General features: G+C 42.2%; 18 protein-coding genes and 1 tRNA gene. 5 read left to right on the top strand and 14 right to left on the bottom strand.

Annotated features, from left to right (window positions below):
• Positions 1–742, bottom strand: a 742-nt coding sequence (locus tag AC5V8P_RS13670) for an ABC transporter transmembrane domain-containing protein (protein WP_495473681.1), incomplete at its 3' end; no start/stop codon positions are given.
• A gap of 480 nt (positions 743–1,222) precedes the next feature.
• On the opposite strand from AC5V8P_RS13670, the gene AC5V8P_RS13665 reads away from it, so the two are divergent.
• Entirely contained in the window at positions 1,223–1,885 is a 663-nt protein-coding gene (locus tag AC5V8P_RS13665; protein WP_064796186.1) for a helix-turn-helix transcriptional regulator, read from the top strand.
• A 224-nt stretch (positions 1,886–2,109) separates the two neighbouring features.
• On the opposite strand, the gene AC5V8P_RS13660 is transcribed toward AC5V8P_RS13665, so the two are convergent.
• Positions 2,110–2,197: transfer RNA gene (locus AC5V8P_RS13660), tRNA-Leu, on the bottom strand.
• 381 nt (positions 2,198–2,578) lie between these two features.
• Here AC5V8P_RS13660 and AC5V8P_RS13655 point away from each other — a divergent pair.
• Positions 2,579–3,022 (top strand): N-acetyltransferase, encoded by a 444-nt coding sequence (locus AC5V8P_RS13655; RefSeq protein ID WP_063213061.1) that lies wholly within the window; start codon positions 2,579–2,581, stop codon positions 3,020–3,022.
• Here AC5V8P_RS13655 and AC5V8P_RS13650 read toward each other — a convergent pair.
• Together AC5V8P_RS13650 and AC5V8P_RS13645 are read right to left on the bottom strand one after the other, a co-directional pair.
• Complete coding sequence (locus AC5V8P_RS13650; protein WP_064796187.1) at positions 3,015–3,524, bottom strand: GNAT family N-acetyltransferase; 510 nt, start codon at positions 3,522–3,524, stop codon at positions 3,015–3,017. The genes AC5V8P_RS13655 and AC5V8P_RS13650 overlap by 8 nt on opposite strands.
• An 82-nt stretch (positions 3,525–3,606) precedes the next feature.
• Positions 3,607–4,122, bottom strand: coding sequence for a hypothetical protein (locus AC5V8P_RS13645; RefSeq protein WP_064796188.1), 516 nt, complete (start codon positions 4,120–4,122; stop codon positions 3,607–3,609).
• Between the two features lie 296 nt (positions 4,123–4,418).
• On the opposite strand from AC5V8P_RS13645, the gene AC5V8P_RS13640 reads away from it, so the two are divergent.
• Complete coding sequence (locus tag AC5V8P_RS13640) at positions 4,419–4,928, top strand: hypothetical protein (RefSeq protein WP_064796189.1); 510 nt, start codon at positions 4,419–4,421, stop codon at positions 4,926–4,928.
• Positions 4,929–5,025: 97 nt separating this feature from the next.
• On the opposite strand, the gene nspC is transcribed toward AC5V8P_RS13640, so the two are convergent.
• The 7 genes from nspC to AC5V8P_RS13605 all read right to left on the bottom strand — a co-directional run bounded on the left by nspC (position 5,026) and on the right by AC5V8P_RS13605 (position 12,781).
• Positions 5,026–6,165, bottom strand: coding sequence for a carboxynorspermidine decarboxylase (gene nspC, locus AC5V8P_RS13635; protein ID WP_064796190.1), 1,140 nt, complete (start codon positions 6,163–6,165; stop codon positions 5,026–5,028).
• A gap of 8 nt (positions 6,166–6,173) precedes the next feature.
• Complete coding sequence (locus AC5V8P_RS13630; RefSeq protein ID WP_063213066.1) at positions 6,174–7,373, bottom strand: saccharopine dehydrogenase family protein; 1,200 nt, start codon at positions 7,371–7,373, stop codon at positions 6,174–6,176.
• 310 nt (positions 7,374–7,683) lie between these two features.
• Positions 7,684–7,944, bottom strand: coding sequence for a bacteriocin immunity protein (locus AC5V8P_RS13625; RefSeq protein WP_064796191.1), 261 nt, complete (start codon positions 7,942–7,944; stop codon positions 7,684–7,686).
• Between the two features lie 154 nt (positions 7,945–8,098).
• Positions 8,099–9,979, bottom strand: a complete 1,881-nt coding sequence (gene htpG / locus AC5V8P_RS13620; RefSeq protein ID WP_064796192.1) for a molecular chaperone HtpG — start codon at positions 9,977–9,979, stop codon at positions 8,099–8,101.
• A 181-nt stretch (positions 9,980–10,160) separates the two neighbouring features.
• Positions 10,161–10,784 (bottom strand): SMI1/KNR4 family protein, encoded by a 624-nt coding sequence (locus tag AC5V8P_RS13615; protein WP_063213069.1) that lies wholly within the window; start codon positions 10,782–10,784, stop codon positions 10,161–10,163.
• Positions 10,785–10,939: 155 nt separating this feature from the next.
• Positions 10,940–12,253 carry a WD40 repeat domain-containing protein gene (locus tag AC5V8P_RS13610; protein ID WP_064796193.1) on the bottom strand — a complete coding sequence of 438 codons (1,314 nt, stop codon included), beginning with the start codon at positions 12,251–12,253 and terminating at the stop codon, positions 10,940–10,942.
• 54 nt (positions 12,254–12,307) lie between these two features.
• A complete protein-coding gene (locus AC5V8P_RS13605) occupies positions 12,308–12,781 on the bottom strand; it encodes a DUF7716 domain-containing protein (protein WP_064796194.1) in 474 nt (157 codons plus the stop codon).
• Positions 12,782–12,913: 132 nt separating this feature from the next.
• Here AC5V8P_RS13605 and AC5V8P_RS13600 point away from each other — a divergent pair, with 132 nt between their 5' ends.
• Positions 12,914–14,044, top strand: a complete 1,131-nt coding sequence (locus AC5V8P_RS13600) for a phosphodiester glycosidase family protein (protein ID WP_064796195.1) — start codon at positions 12,914–12,916, stop codon at positions 14,042–14,044.
• 129 nt (positions 14,045–14,173) lie between these two features.
• Here AC5V8P_RS13600 and AC5V8P_RS13595 read toward each other — a convergent pair whose 3' ends face one another.
• The 3 genes from AC5V8P_RS13595 to AC5V8P_RS13585 form a co-directional block, all read right to left on the bottom strand.
• Positions 14,174–14,623, bottom strand: coding sequence for a DUF6386 family protein (locus AC5V8P_RS13595; protein WP_495473680.1), 450 nt, complete (start codon positions 14,621–14,623; stop codon positions 14,174–14,176).
• A gap of 225 nt (positions 14,624–14,848) precedes the next feature.
• On the bottom strand, positions 14,849–14,947 hold the full coding sequence (locus tag AC5V8P_RS13590; protein ID WP_208738401.1) for a YjcZ family sporulation protein: 99 nt from the start codon (positions 14,945–14,947) through the stop codon (positions 14,849–14,851).
• Positions 14,948–15,047: 100 nt separating this feature from the next.
• On the bottom strand, positions 15,048–15,230 hold the full coding sequence (locus AC5V8P_RS13585; RefSeq protein ID WP_495473679.1) for a hypothetical protein: 183 nt from the start codon (positions 15,228–15,230) through the stop codon (positions 15,048–15,050).
• Positions 15,231–15,671: 441 nt separating this feature from the next.
• On the opposite strand from AC5V8P_RS13585, the gene AC5V8P_RS13580 reads away from it, so the two are divergent.
• The coding region (locus AC5V8P_RS13580; protein ID WP_058712638.1) for a helix-turn-helix domain-containing protein at positions 15,672–16,007 on the top strand (336 nt) is incomplete at its 3' end.

Genomic DNA, 16,007 nt, shown 5'->3' with positions numbered 1-16,007 from the left:
GCGCATCATACAATTGATGAATCGCTTGATTACCGCGTTTGCTTTCAAGCTCTTCCTTGTTGAACGCCTTGATCACGGGGACGCTGGAGATGAGTTCGCTTATAAATTGTGTCAGGCCGGCTAACTTATCCTGAACCTGAATAGATGCTTTCATAAACAATCGGCCAAAGATAAAAGATAAGATTATAACTACGGGGATGAGAGCCAAAAGAAGATAAGTCAACGATGGATCATAATTTGAAATTTGTGCCAATGTAACGTAAAAGACATAGGTTTCAAGCAACTCTGCAACGAGAACTTTCATGATGAAATTCCTTAAATTCTCTGTGTCTCGTGTTATTCTGCTAATCAAGCTGCTTGCAGGAAATTTGTCAAAATAATCGGGTTTAAGCTTAAGTACTTTGTCCCATATGACATTTCTGAAATTTCGGTCAATCTTTGCTTTAGCAAGACTTTCAAATAAGCCGTTAATCTGGCCGATCAGACTCATTGCAATCTGGGAAACAATAATGACCGTGATGAGCTGCACGGAAACATTGCCTGCAAACAATTCACCGGTTTTGCTGGGGATCAGAAGATACAATTTCGTGTTAAATATGCTGATTAAACAATAAACGATAATCCAGACATAGGGCAGCCTTGCTTTCATGCATAATTTCAAAAAAAGCTTCCATATTCCTTTGTTCGGGTTTTTGGGTTGTTCCAACTTAATGCTTTGATTAACTTCTACTTTTCCAATCATATGATTTCATTACCCCTTTTCGCATTCTAAACCATGACATCTTGACTTCCATGAGTTGCAGTGAACATGAAATTGTTTTTAAAAATGAGTAATGCAAAATCACCTTTTTAAAATCTTTTTTGTATTGTAATAAATTTTTATTACGATGTCTACACTTTTCTTTACATAATCCGGAATATATATAACAAATTGTGTTAATTTCATGTCAGTTAGATTGATGCATTCTATTTTGTTGCTTTAGGTATGCAATCTGTCCCCTAATAAATACATGGCTTGAAACAAGAATAAAAAAGAAAAACCAACCTTATCATTAAATTAAGGTCGGTTTTTGTTAAGCTGCTACAAAACATTGAGCAACAAGATGTTAAGACTGTTTTTTAACCAAAATCTTTTTTAAAAATAACTTAGTGAACAGAATCGTAATAAACTATATACTTATATTGGTCTTAGACCATTATATGAAAAGTAGGAGGACTATCGTTGTCTAACAACCAAACAATTCTTAATAAATATATTCCCTTGGTAGATTTCTTGGCCCATATTTTAGGAGAAAACAATGAAATTGTGCTTCATGACGTAACTAACCCTGAGCATTCCATCGTGGCGATACGAAACAATTACATTAGTGGCCGAGAAATTGGTGGGCCAGTAACAGGTTTTGTCTCACAAATCTTAAAAAATCATGGTGATAATGCTGACTTTGTGACCAATTACGAGGCAATATCCAAATCAAAAATTAGATACCAGTCTTCGGCATACTTTATTCGCAATGAACGTAACGATGTTATCGGAGTACTATGTATTAATACTGACCTGCAGCCTTATCAAAACATTATGGACGCCGCTCATTATATTACTCGACATTTGCTTGGAGATCCGGAAAAACATAATGCGTTGGGTTCATCTAAAGTAGATCCGTTAAACTTGCCTATTGAAGATTTAACGCTGAGCTCCATTGCACGAGTTATTTCCGCGAAAGAGGTCCCACCGGAGCGTATGAATCAAGAGGAAAAAATTGGGATTGTTAACGAACTGAACAATCTCGGGATCTTTCTATTAAAAGGTGCTGTTAGCGAAGTAGCCGAACAATTAAAAACATCAGAAGCTACCATATATCGTTATATTAAAATTGTACAAAAGTAAGTATAGTTTTATAAACGATTTGTTTGAAGTCGTGAAGGGAGATCCGGTTAAGATAGGTTATATAACTCAGCATTTTCCGCTCGTCCTGAAAAAGCATAATTTAAGGCGTATCAGGTTCCACAATCTTCGGCTTAAGTGATGAGCAATACCTTGCAAATTTCGAGTAACAAAAAAGCTCCTGAATCTCCGCGAGAGGAGACTCAAGAGCTTGTTCATAATTAAATTGGTGCGGTCGAGAGGACTCGAACCTCCACGGGGGGTTAGCCCACACGGACCTGAACCGTGCGCGTCTGCCAATTCCGCCACGACCGCATACTATGTAATGGTGGCAATGTCTTTAATTACCGTAATTAAGATTATATCTTGAATAAAGCTTAAAAGCAAGGCATTTTATATTATATTTTTTATGAATAATGCTAGTCAAAATAAGACAATCACTGGATATCACCAACCAAATATGGTAGGATGAATGTATCAGGAAAGGAGGTGCGTCAACATCAATAACCATATGTTGAGCGTATCCCTTACCCGATCCGTTATTCTCTAATTTACAGAGTTGACGGAGGCGCGGGATACGGATCATGGCTTTAATTAAGCGCCACGGGTAAAAAGGCCGTCTACGGACGGCCTTTTTTATCTCAACATCATAACTTATTAAGGATAAGATTACATAATGTGAAAAGAGGCGTTACAATGTCGATTAGACCTGCGAAAGTAGAAGAATTAAAAGAACTGGTAGTCATCTGGCTGGATGCTTCTATAGAAGCCCACCATTTTATTGCTCCGCAGTATTGGAAATCTCAAGCTGCCGAGATGGAGAACAAGTACCTTCCCCTCGCTCAAAACTACGTTATTATACAAGATGATCTTACGATTGGCGGCTTTGTTTCCATGTTGGATGGATACTTGGCTGCTCTGTTTATACGTGTTGGTTTTCAAAGAAAAGGCTATGGTAAATTACTATTAGATTGGGTTAAGCAACAGCATGAGGAAATTCAATTAAAGGTATACCAGTCCAACAGAAAAGCATTTAACTTTTATACTAAAAACGGATTTATCATCCAAGCAGAAGCTGTGGATACCGAAACGGATGAGAAGGAATTTGTGATGGCTTGGACAAAACATTCTCTTACTTAAGCCCATATACCTCGGTATATAAAATCTCTTTAAACGGAGCAAACGCCGATTCAGCCAACGCATCTGGATAGCTCATAATCTGAAGCCGCAGATCAGCCTGTCCTTCTCTTAAAGGGGGCTGTACATATTCAAAATGGTTCAGATGAAACCCCAAACGTTCGTAAAAGCCGATCCTTCTATGTGACCATTCATCCACTGGCGGCTCAACCTCCAGCACTACCGGCTGATCAGACCGTGAGATAAATCTACTCACGAGCTTTTTGCCTAATCCACCACCTCGTATACGTGGATCTACCGCAACGTGCTCTACAAACCGAAAATGCTCGAATTCCCAGCCCGCCAAAAAAGCCACTATGTTGCCCTGCTCATTCTTTTCAGTGATGATGCGATAGCTAGGATGCTTCAATAGAGCCTTTTGACCCTCAAACGTCCTGCATTCTGATGCGGGAAAAGAAGACTCCATAATCGTATATATTTCATAAAAATCGTGTTCATTTATCATATATTTCTAGCTCCTTTACCTCTAACTCCCCCAAATGACAGACTGCCTTTCAAGAAGAGAAAGAGGGATGTTTGGACATCAGTTAGACCTTGTTTAATTCCGTAAGCGTCAACAACATATGTTCCAACAACTCTGGAATATCCTCCATCTGATCTTCGTTAATTTGCCTAGAAAATCGGAGTTCGATCCTGTTTTGGTATGTAGATGTCTTCTCTCCATAAATCTGACTTAACATCTGTACTGGGCGAAGATCGGGCTTCCAAACCTCAGTCAGTATATTTTCAATCCGGCTGCATTGCGTGTCAATCTCCCGAATCTTCATATGAAAATACAATAGCAAGCTACACCCCGGAGTTTGATCTTCCATCTCCAAAATTTCTGCAGCCAGATTGTTTAAATCCATTTTTAGTCGAAGTTCTGCCGTCACATCCGGCTGTTCTCTCAGACTGAACTGTACACCAAATTCACGCGCCATTACCGACATTTCCAATCTATCAATTCGCTGCGTAATGTTAATACGTGAGTCTAGATTATCCAGATCGTAAACCGCATTTTCCATTGCTACTTTTAAGTTATCAAAAACGGTCGGGTCGAACATTTTTCTCACCCCCAGTTGTTGAGTATAACATAGCTTGTGTTACTCCTAAAATAGGATGCCCTTTTTCACGAAGCATATTAAGACGGAAATTTATAGTATACAGTAAGTTGGCTAACTCTTAATTGATGTTTAGTGAATAAATTTGTAAAAACGCATAATTGTGACAAAAATATATATTTTTTTGTTTATTATTACATTTTTATTCCAATTTATTGGAATACACTATATAATACTGGATGGGATTAGCAAACTTTATTATATAAATCCCAAAATAAAAGAAGGGAAGAGATGATTAAATGAAAAAGGCAGTTTTTTCTACACTAGGTCTTGCACTTCTATTAAGCACATCCACCGCTGTTGCATCTGCTCAAGAAGCTCAAGAAGCTCAAGAAGCAACACCCGCATTACAGAAGGAATCTATCCAGCTCTTTGGAAATGGGACTGACAGGGAGCCTAACAATTGGTATGATAAGGCCAGCGAAGTTTGGCTAGGTAGTGATATATACGGAACCATAGGGGAACGCATTGAAGGAAGAGACTATGATACTTACGATATGTATAAATTTAAGGCTTTTCAGACCAAATGGGTTGATTTTAAAATTGAAGGGGATAAGTATCCTAATGCATGGTTAAAATTGACTCTAACAGATAGCGATGGTCATTTGATTAAAACAACAGAAGAAGGACAGAATACTTTAGGTAAAAAACTTGAGGCTGGCAAAGAGTACTACTTAGAAGTGGGAGTGCCAGGCTACGAAATCGGTCAATTGTTCTGGTACAAGATTTCCGCCAAAATTGAGGAATAAAGATAAAGATACTAATCCAGTTTCCTATACAATAAAGCCTCACTCCTAATTTTAGGGGCGAGGCTTTTTGGATTGCTGTATACTTAGTAACCTTTTCTTACGACAAACGCGAGCTAAAGTCCTCGTAGGAGAACTGACGGATTACCTTGATGCCTTCTTCGTCATTGTAGCTGGCGATGGACGGCAGGTTGACACCGTTAAACATGTGGTTTTTGACCATGGTGTAATGAGCCATATCGCAGAACACAAGCTTGTCTCCTGGCTTCAATGGCTCTTTAAAGGAATAATCACCAATGATATCTCCAGCCAAGCAAGTAAGTCCACCGAGTCTGTAAGTATGTTCATACTCGCCAGGCTTACCTGTACCAATGATATTCGGGCGGTAAGGCATAGCCAGCACATCAGGCATATGACATTCAGCTGAAGTATCCAGAATGGCAATATCCATTCCATTTTTCATCGTATCCAATACGGTTGCAACCAGATATCCGGTGTTTAGAGCGATGGCTTCGCCTGGCTCAAGATAAACTTGCACACCGTATTTATCCTGAAAGTATTGAATACAACGTACCAGGGTGTCCAGATCGTAGTCTTCTCTGGTAATATGGTGACCGCCGCCGAAATTGAGCCATTTCATTTGCTTAATGTATGGCCCGAATTTCTCATCCACGACTTTAATGGTACGCTCCAGCGTATCTGAATTCTGTTCACACATTGTATGAAAATGAATACCATCCACGCCGTCCAGATCCTCGGGTCTAAAGTTAGCCAGAGTCACACCCATTCTGGAGTTGTTGTAGCAAGGATCGTACAACGGCGTTTCGATTTCCGAATACTCCGGATTCACTCGAATGCCGATGTCGATTTTTTTGGAAGTTACGCCTTGCACTTTGCTTTTGAAGCGTTTCAGTTGATCAAAGGAGTTGAAAACAATATGGTCAACATACTCCAATAGCTCATCAAATTCACTGTCAACATAAGCAGGTGCGTAGACGTGAACCTCCTTGTTCATTTTTTCGCGACCGAGTCTTGCCTCGAACAACGAACTGGATGTTACGCCTTTTAAATATTTGCCAACCAGAGGAAAGGTCGAAAACATCGAAAATCCCTTAAGCGCGAGCAGAATACTGCAACCTGTCCGCTCTTGAACGGAATTCAAAACCTCAAGGTTTTTGACAAGGAGTCTTTCGTCAACAAGATAACAAGGTGATGGGAGTCCGGTAATATCAATATTCATCGCAGACCTCAATCAAGCAACGTTGGCGCAAAGTTCTCTTGCCATGGCAATCCGTGTTTATTTAGTGCTTCCATGAATGGATCTGGATCAAATTCCTCAACGTTGTAAACGCCCGGTTTTTTCCAGAGGCCTTTAATGATAAGCATTGCACCGATCATAGCTGGAACACCTGTTGTGTAAGAGATGGCTTGGGATCCAACCTCTGCATAACATTCCTCATGATCGCAAACGTTGTAAACATAATAGGTTTTTGGCTTTCCATCTTTCACACCTTGGATGATGCAGCCAATGTTTGTTTTGCCCTTTGTTCTTGGTCCCAGAGAAGCCGGGTCCGGCAAAATAGCTTTCAGGAATTGCAGTGGAATGATCTGTTGGCCTTCATAATCAATAGGCTCGATCGAGGTCATGCCTACGTTTTGAAGCACGTTCAAATGATTCAGATAATTGTCCGAGAATGTCATCCAGAAACGGATTTTTTTCACGCCTTTAATATTCACTGCAAGAGATTCCAGTTCTTCATGGTACAAAAGATATATATTTTTCGGTCCAATTTCAGGAAGGTCGTATACCTTTTTCTCAGAAAGTGGCTCAGTTTCAATCCATTCTCCGTTTTCAAAGTAACGACCCTTCGCCGTAATTTCACGAATATTGATTTCCGGATTAAAGTTAGTTGCAAAAGGATATCCGTGGTCCCCTGCATTCGCGTCCACAATATCAATTGTATGAATTTCATCAAAATAGTGCTTTTGAGCATAGGCCGTAAATACTCCAGTCACACCTGGATCAAAACCGCTGCCCAGCAGGGCTGTAATTCCTGCTTTTTCGAATCTTTCTTTGTAGGCCCATTGCCAGCTGTATTCAAACTTCGGCGTATCCGGCGGTTCATAGTTCGCCGTATCAACGTAATGAACACCTGTCTCAAGGCAAGCATCCATTATCGTCAAATCCTGATAAGGGAGAGCCACATTGATAACTACATCCGGTTGAAAGCTTCGAATCAAGTCAATGACCATGTCGGTGTTGTCAGCATCAAGCTGAGCCGTTTGGATCTTCGTACGACCTCCACCCAGCTTCTCTTTAAGCGCATCGCATTTCTCAACAGTTCTGCTTGCGATACAAATTTCTTCAAATACATCTGGGTTTTGGCAACATTTATGCACCACAACGCTGGCCACGCCACCGGCGCCAATAATCAATGCTTTTCCCAAAATAAATAACCTCCTTATTCCATACGCTAATCGCTAATCATTCTTGCAAACAAAATGATTATAAAGACATCCCACCAAATAATCAAGAAAAACGATAATTTGCTGTGTCAAAATTCACAGGAGCATGTCACAAAAATTTTACAAATTCCAAAATTAGGCATAAATTTTTCGAAAGCGAGCAGAAATTAAGCCCTTCCCCATCCATCATAGGAAGCCAGCGCATCTTTAACGGACGTTTTCTTGAATATAATGCTTATGCCTTAAAGAGATCATATTATCTTATTTTTGAACAAAAGACCACCCCTCACGTCTATGACGAAGGTTCATGAGGTGGTAAAATAATGGGCTGATAGCGTAAAGCTTCATCTACAATCTCTGCCGCACTCAAACCGCGGTCATCCCAGTAGATCAAATTACTAATCTCCGGATGAGGTGTATTTTGCATGACTACATTCAGCATGCTATCGAGCTCCTCTTCTGTTCCCTCGCCGCTGATGATTTTTTCCACTAACTGTATAAGCTCACTTCGGTTCAACTTTTGATATTTCAATGGATCTCGGTCCACACTCATACAATCGCCCTCCTAGGATGAATTGTAGTCGACATAGTGGAACCTTACACTTCTACTGTAAGCGCTATACGACCTATTGTGGAGCCTTGAGAAGTATCATAATAAATAAAACCGCTCCCGGTACGGGAACGGCTCTGTATCATAATAAAACATATTAAACCATGATTTTGCAAATATCGTTCGTGAATTCAACTGGATCTTGCAGCGGCAAGCCCTCGATCAACAAGGCCTGATTATATAGTAAGGCTGTATAGAGATTTACCTTCTCCTTGTCCTTAGCAAAAGCTTCTTTCAAAGAGTTAAACACCGCATGATTTACGTTGATTTCCAGCACTTTATTCGCTTTGACATCAGCGTTATTCGGCATGGCGTTCAAAATTTTCTCCATCTCAATGGTTACTTCGCCGTCAGCGGACAAACATACCGGGTGTGTCTTCAAGCGCTTGGAGGCTTTTACACTGGATACTTTGCCTTCCAGCAAGCCCTTCATGTACTCAAACAACTCCTTGTTGTCGTTTTGTTCCGCTTCTGTTTCTTTCTCATTTTCGTCAGACTCAATGCCGAGATCGCCACTCGAGACGGATTTGAATTCTTTCTCTTTATAGCTTATGAGCATTTTAATAGCGAACTCATCAATATCATCCGTGAAGTACAAAATTTCGTAGCCTTTGTCGGCCACCAATTCAGTTTGCGGCAGCTTTTCAATACGCTCATTGGACTCCCCGGAAGCATAATAAATATACTTTTGATCCTCTGGCATACGAGATACATATTCGTCCAAAGTAACCTGCTTCTTCTCTGTCGAAGAGTAGAACATAAGCAGATCCTGGAGCGTTTCCTTATGTCTGCCGTAATCATTGTAGACACCAAATTTCAATTGTCTGCCAAATGATTTGTAGAATTGATCATATTTCTCCCGATCATTTTTGAGCAGAGTCAACAGCTGGCCTTTAATTTTGCTTTCGATATTTTTGGCAATCAGCTTCAACTGACGGTCATGCTGCAGCATTTCTCTCGAAATGTTGAGGGACAGACTTTCGGAGTCAACCATACCTTTTACGAAGCTAAAATAATCCGGCAGCAGGTCAGGAGATTTTTCCATGATCAGCACACCGTTGGCATACAGCTCAAGCCCTTTTTCATATTCCTTGGAGTAGAAATCAAACGGAATATTTTCAGGAATAAACAAAATCGCTTGGTACACTACCGCACCGTCTGCGCTGATATGGATATGCTGAAGCGGCTTGTCGTAACCATAGCGTTTTTCCGCGTAGAAATTTTGATAATCCTCGTCGGTCAGCTCGCTTTTATTTTTTCTCCAGATGGGCACCATGCTGTTAATACGTTGTTCTTCTTTGTAATCCTCGAACTCGTTGTCGCTTCCCTCTTTGAGACGCTTGCCTGAAATGTCCATTTTAATCGGGTAGCGAATAAAGTCGGAGTACTTTTTAATAAGTGCTTTTAAACGGTAATCGTCCAAATATTCGTCGTAGGACTCCTCCTCGGTGTTGGCCTTGATTTTAAGCACAATCTCGGTTCCGACTTCGTCCTTCTCAGCCTCCTCAATGGTATACCCATCAGCGCCTGTGGATTCCCATTTATAAGCAGTATCGCTTCCCAAAGCCTTGGTCGTTACTGTAACCAGATCCGCTACCATGAAAGCTGAATAGAAGCCAACGCCGAATTGACCAATGATGTCATGTCCATCCTTGGATTCATTTTCATTTTTGAACGCCAGTGAGCCGCTTTTAGCAATGACGCCCAGGTTATTTTCCAGCTCTTCCTTGGTCATCCCAATTCCGGTATCCCTCAAAGTCAGCGTTCTGTTGTCTTTATCGGGAGTTACTTTAATATAATAGTTTTCTTTGTCAAAAACCAATTGATCGTCTGTCAGTGCTTTGTAGTAGATTTTGTCAATCGCATCACTTGCGTTGGAGATGAGCTCTCTTAGGAAAATTTCCTTTTGCGTGTAAATCGAGTTAATCATCATTTCGAGCAGACGCTTGGACTCAGCCTGAAACTGTTTTTTCTCCATTCGAATATCTCCTTTCAAATATACACCTATGTAAGGCCAGCGGATAAGAGCTATGCAAACGATTCAGCTTTGTTAGCACTCCCACCATTCGAGTGCTAGCCTACCTTTTTTATAACATTCCTCATTTTTTATGTCAATATCTTGGTTAACTTACACAGTAAAATTCCATTTTAGGAAACTACTAGTGTCTGATCTGCTTAAACATCACGTTAAACAGTTCGGCAGAGGACGGAAACAGCCCTTGAACATGGGGAAGCAGATTACTCCTGATCCGCAGCTCATCTCCATCCAAATGCCTTAGATCTTCATGATAGAACCAGACAATAGGATAATCCCCGTCCTTATGTCTGCTGCCTGCGTTTAAACATACGGGACCTTGATCGTCTTCTGCAATCGCAAATGGAATATAGCCTGCTGACAATAGAGGTGACCATTGATCGATCAAATCATAAAATGCCTTTAAGCCTTGACCCACTGGCAGACGTGGAAATTCTACAAACGTGCAATCGCTCCAGTATACTCCCGGAATAGATTCATTATCGAATTGTAAAGATACATAATGGTAGGACATGATAAAATTCCTCAGCAGAGGCGGCAGTTCAAAATGGTATTTTTCCTCCAGCTCCCGAACTTCCTGTTCTGTAATCTGTGAAGGAAGGGGCTTCCATTTGATCCATCCCTCCTCATCGACGTTCCCATCACGCATTTCGAGCGGTACATTTTCTTCCACGTCCATAAAAAAGGCTTCATCCATCTGTGCAAATAACTCCTTCATGGATGAACGAATATCCGCTTTCTTGTCCATGTCCTCACACCACTTTCCGTTTTATTCGTATTGTCCATTATAGATTTATGCTAATGCGGATTTATATAAAAATATCATTGCAATTATATGCCACTGCCCTTTATATGTTCAGCTTATCAGAACTTGCTTTTTTCACCATTCGCAGAATATTAGTATTACCAGCGCAATGGCTCATAGTTACGCCAGAGCAACCAACGCCCTATCTCGTGAACGGGAGCAGTGCCAATGCTATATTCATCCTTGGTGCCACTCTGCAAATCAATTAAATGAAGCATACCACCATACGTTCCAACCGCTAGCATGCCTTCATCGGGTGTAACTGCCAGCCCGGAAATCGTACTACCGACAAAATAGCGCCAAAGCTCACGCCCCTCTCTATCAATAAGACGAAGATATCCGTAAGCATCGCCTAGAATAGATCCTTGTGTCAGCGCTACGGCAGCGTATACTCGCATTTCTTCATTTATTATCGGCCATTCTTCCTTATTCTGAGCAAGACCCTGCTCCACTTCGGCAATCGGCACCTGAATGGTGGCACCGTTGTAGAAATGACAGGCATTGAACCAGACATCTAGACCATCTTTGGAAAATAGGGCATAATGCGGATAGCTGGAGCTTGGCTCCAATGTATGCACCGTCTTATCGGTTAAGTCCATGAGCAAATGCTCACTCATCTGGCTACCATAAGCGATCCAGCGTCCATCCTTCGACACAGCACCATGCGCCATATCCACAATCGTGTCTTCCAGTTCTAGTTCTCTACGTTCAGACGCTTGGGGATGGACCAAATCTGCCTGATCAGCAGTCAGCAAATAAACGCCATAACCGCACACCAGCAAAAGGCGCTGTCCATCATCAAACGGAATTACTTCATCTAATATATCCTCAGGATGCTCCTCATCCGCCAAGCATTCCAAGTCAGGAATAGACGCTTTTAAACGGGCTTGTATATCCTTCCACGGATAATACGCTGTCTCTTCCCCTTGCAGATTCCGATCCGGTTGACGAACAATCCGAATCCCTTGCCCATCCACCAACGCAAAATAAATCCCGTCCGGCGAACAACCTACTCGATGCAATCCGGGAATTGATCTGATTTCATCTTTTCCCGCTATGTAGATCTTTCCGCGTTCCCGAGGATTGCCTGCATGTAGAACGACTTCATTGCCTCCATTCATAAAAGTCACCGGCCTCACGGCTTGCAAAGCCTCCTCAAACGCCGGTGTAAGCGGCCAAGATGCAGCCGGAATCTCCTGGCGTAACTTCTCTACTTCCCCAGCCTGATTTGCCTCCTGAATCATTCGAAAAATATCTTTGGCCAGCTTGGGCCGTTCGTCCTGCTTCGGCTCTGGCTGCTCCTGCTGCCATTGGCTTTCCATACCGATTCTGACAAACTCGTTCATATCTGCAACATACCTTTTTCCCGCCTGTCGCCACTGTGCTGCCAGTTCATGATTCAACCAATTCATTCCGCTCCCCCACTCAATCGTCTATGTATGTCCTGTTTGTTCCATAGGCTTTATTCATTCTGCTAGGTGGTTCCTCACCTTCGTCAACACAGACCACAGGTCTGTCACTGCTTTTACCTCCTCATAGTCCAGATAGGTATCATGCTTTTCATAATATTTGACCGCCATAATCACCATCTGAAGTGTCACGGTCTCCCCAGCATCCTTAAGGACTTCTACAATACTCTCAAAAGTCGCTAGCTCAAACCAAGTTTGAACCTGACGATCCGATATCCATACGGGAATATACTCGTCCTGCTCGTTGGTTGCGGCTGTACCGTCCTCTGCACATTCCTCCAGCCAATGCTCATCCAAATAATAAATCGGTGTGTGAACAGGGTCCTGATCCCATTGATCCACATTCACATATAACCAGTTATTATGCAGTTGCCCCACACTGCGCACCAATTCCTGCAATCCTTCAAATATACGATAAGACGGGCGCTCTCTGCGAAGGTAATCCTTAAGTCTTGTCTCGTACCTGCTCATCTCCAGCCACCCCGTTTCTATATCAGCTGAGCCTTCAAAATTCGCTTAACATACATTTGTAACTGATAAAACCCGATATAAGTACAAGCACCTTGTCAATTGTTAAGACTACCTAAGGAGATTGATCTATTTATGAAAAGAATCACCGCACTTATTATTCTGTCCATGCTATTACTTGTAACCCCGATTTACGCTGCTGCACCAGTACCTATGCTGGTTTATGTGGACCAGAGCAACCACTCCTTCATCCCGCTTCGCCTCCTGAACAGCTATGAAGGGATCATACTCAACCTAAACCCGGCTGATAAAAAAATAGAAATAGCGCAAGGCAATACCCGGCTTACATTATTTATGGGACAAGCTACTGCTAAAGTGAATGATCAAACGGTTCGTATGCAAAATGCACCTTTTACCGATAACGGCGCTACCTATGTACCCTTGCAGTTCGTCAGCCAACATCTAAATCTACAAGTCTTGTGGCAAAAAGAAACCTCAGCCGTGCGTATTACGCAGGATAAGACGTCTGTTACACTTCCAGTACTTACCGGCATACTACCCGGAAATACTCCCCCAATCACGGTAGCTCATAAGAACTTTAAGATTGGATCTCGTACCTTTTCCGCCAAGATGGTCACCATCTCCATGCTCCATCCCAAGGTGAGTTTGGACGTAGCACTGGCAGGCGATACCCTTGGTAAAGTGGAGGACTTGAATCGTCTCGCCAAACGCAATCAAGCGGTTGTAGCTATTAATGGCACATTCTTTGACGCCTATACCAAAAGCTCCTACAAAACGCCTTACGGCTATCTGGTCAGTCATGGCAAGATGTTGAAAAAAAGCTCCGGCGATCAACGTACTGTCTTCACCTACGATGCTAACCATTTAGCTAAGCTTGTGTCGGGTTCTGTCTTTGAACAACAGCTAAGTCAAGGCAGTGTCGAAGGTGCTCTTCAAGCTGGACCTCGTCTGGTCACGAACGGTCAGGTTTCCCTTAATGTCAAAGCTGAAGGCTTCAAGGACCCTAAAATATTAACAGGCGGCGGCGCCCGCAGCGCACTTGGAATTACGAGGGATCATAAGCTGATCCTCCTAACTACAAGCGGAGCGACTATTCCGCAGCTCGCCCAGATGATGAAGCAGGCTGGTGCTTATCAGGCCATGAATCTGGATGGCGGTGCTTCCAGCGGACTGTACTATAACGGCTCTTACCTCGCCACACCCGGCCGCCAAATCAGCAACGCCATTATTGTAAAGTACCAATAGACGAATTAAGGGCTGTTCTCACGGATATGCAAGCCGTGGGGATAGCTTTTCTTTTTTCCTAATCTTGATAATTCCAACTTCCCTGTGTTGGAGCGGCTTGCCTGATCCGTTATAGTTTGATCCTACAATCTACAATCGAATCAGGCTGGTAAAGCTGTTACTGCCTTCGCTTCCTTTTTTAAAAGAAAGGTAAACACGGTTGTTTTCTCCTCTGCTTGCCGAGCATTCATAAAGTCCGGGTTGCACAGACAGGAATGAACCTCCCCATACACAATCAGGTTCCAACTCACCACCTGTGGCTTCTTCTCCTGCACCAATAAATATATTCCCTGAGGGAACCTTCAAAAACAGGTGCACCGTGGGCTGCTCGATATGATCTGTTATCACAACCTCATACGTCCCGTCCGCTCCCAGATTCAAAAAAGCAGCATTTCCCGCATTCAACTCCCCCAGCTCGTCCGCTTCAATGGACCACCAATCCGGTTCATCGTTCAAACGATGCTTTAGAGCTTGCGTATCAAATAGGCAAAGAGTCGCCGTATCTGTCGTAAATTGAAATGGACTATTTGCCATGTTCATCATGCGATCCTCCTGATCATGGTCAGCGAATTTCCTTTTTCTCACGTCTTCCGCTATCCGTATTGCTATAGATTTGAGGGAAATTATCCCTTTATGTAAAGTATAACAATGCTTGTAGGGCCAGACAACATACTAGAGCCACCATCCATCTGCATTAAAAAAGCCCTCTCTCACGCTGTTGTAAAAGAGGGCTGCTTTACGAATTTGAGCGATGCAAACCTAACGTTAGATCAGAAAAGATTTAGTAATAATCACCAGCAAAATGAACAATACCAAAATCGCGCCTGTGGATGTCCAGGCTCCACCGCAACCTACTTGACCCATATCTAAATCCCTCCTTGCGTTAAAGCTTACTCTTATCGTATGTAGAAAAGTGGATAACGACCGGGCGAATCGGCAAGTTTATTTGCCATGGAGGAGCTTCTTAGAAAATGGACTGGTACGTATCGGATGAATCAGTTATGACTCGGGATGACAACTGGCAGAGAATGTCGTCGGATCTGCGCAACAGCCTGCTCACATCCTTCTGCTTCATCTTTTGAATGAGCGAGGTTTCTAGCTGGGATGAAAGAAATTGAGTGGTGCCTATAAATACAACAATATCCAATCCTGGGTTGGTGTCAGTATGTAATAAGTGCAACAAATCCGCCATGGACAAGAGTCACGGAGGGAAAATACTATTAGTTTCTTTCATATATAGAGCTTTTACCATGGAGGTTAACGCCCTGTCGCAGAGGATAATGCAGCATTGGAGTTGGTTATGCTTGTACAATATTTGGGCTAGTTTCATGTGGTATTGGGATAGCGTGTGGAAATCGGTTATTGAATGATGTAGGTGTTGTACAGGTCTGGATGGTTGAGTGGGACTTGGAATACAGGTAGAAAGAGCTTCTTTCATATCTATTCCTCCAGAGAATTTCAAGTATAGTCTTATTATACTCTAAAATAATACTTATAGATATAATTGATAACAAATATACGATTCTTAATCTCATGTTTGCCAAAGAAAATCTTGTCTACACTTTTTAGTATGAAGGGGTGTAGATGCATGCTGGACAAAGAAGTGTTAAAGCTAGTTGGGGCTAGAATAAGAGTTTTACGCAAAGAAAAAGGCCTCTCGCAAGAAGCACTTGGGGAAAAAGGCGGATTTCATTTTACATACATTGGGCAGATCGAACGTGGAGAAAAGAATGTTTCCTTGATAAATGTAGCTAAAATCGCAAAAGCACTAGACGTAAACTTAGTTCAGTTGTTTTCTTATGTAAGTGAGGACCCCAAAATTGTGGAGTCTGATGAAGATATTATAGAAATTATTACAATGCTCAAAAAATCGAGCCCAGAGAAGGTACGTCTAGCGAGGAATGTGATACGGGAGATTATCAAC

The organism is Paenibacillus sp. N119s (genome assembly GCF_059447605.1).
This window is presented reverse-complemented; position numbering and strand designations above follow the sequence as displayed.

Bases quoted from the DNA above. Each gene is read 5' to 3' on its own strand.
- AC5V8P_RS13655 (WP_063213061.1), top strand. From the start codon at position 2,579: ATGTCGATTAGACCTGCGAAAGTAGAAGAATTAAAAGAACTGGTAGTC.
- AC5V8P_RS13650 (WP_064796187.1), bottom strand. From the start codon at position 3,524: ATGATAAATGAACACGATTTTTATGAAATATATACGATTATGGAGTCT.
- AC5V8P_RS13645 (WP_064796188.1), bottom strand. From the start codon at position 4,122: ATGTTCGACCCGACCGTTTTTGATAACTTAAAAGTAGCAATGGAAAAT.
- AC5V8P_RS13640 (WP_064796189.1), top strand. From the start codon at position 4,419: ATGAAAAAGGCAGTTTTTTCTACACTAGGTCTTGCACTTCTATTAAGC.
- nspC (WP_064796190.1), bottom strand. From the start codon at position 6,165: ATGAATATTGATATTACCGGACTCCCATCACCTTGTTATCTTGTTGAC.
- AC5V8P_RS13625 (WP_064796191.1), bottom strand. From the start codon at position 7,944: ATGAGTGTGGACCGAGATCCATTGAAATATCAAAAGTTGAACCGAAGT.
- htpG (WP_064796192.1), bottom strand. From the start codon at position 9,979: ATGGAGAAAAAACAGTTTCAGGCTGAGTCCAAGCGTCTGCTCGAAATG.
- AC5V8P_RS13615 (WP_063213069.1), bottom strand. From the start codon at position 10,784: ATGGACAAGAAAGCGGATATTCGTTCATCCATGAAGGAGTTATTTGCA.
- AC5V8P_RS13610 (WP_064796193.1), bottom strand. From the start codon at position 12,253: ATGAATTGGTTGAATCATGAACTGGCAGCACAGTGGCGACAGGCGGGA.
- AC5V8P_RS13605 (WP_064796194.1), bottom strand. From the start codon at position 12,781: ATGAGCAGGTACGAGACAAGACTTAAGGATTACCTTCGCAGAGAGCGC.
- AC5V8P_RS13600 (WP_064796195.1), top strand. From the start codon at position 12,914: ATGAAAAGAATCACCGCACTTATTATTCTGTCCATGCTATTACTTGTA.
- AC5V8P_RS13595 (WP_495473680.1), bottom strand. From the start codon at position 14,623: ATGAACATGGCAAATAGTCCATTTCAATTTACGACAGATACGGCGACT.
- AC5V8P_RS13590 (WP_208738401.1), bottom strand. From the start codon at position 14,947: ATGGGTCAAGTAGGTTGCGGTGGAGCCTGGACATCCACAGGCGCGATT.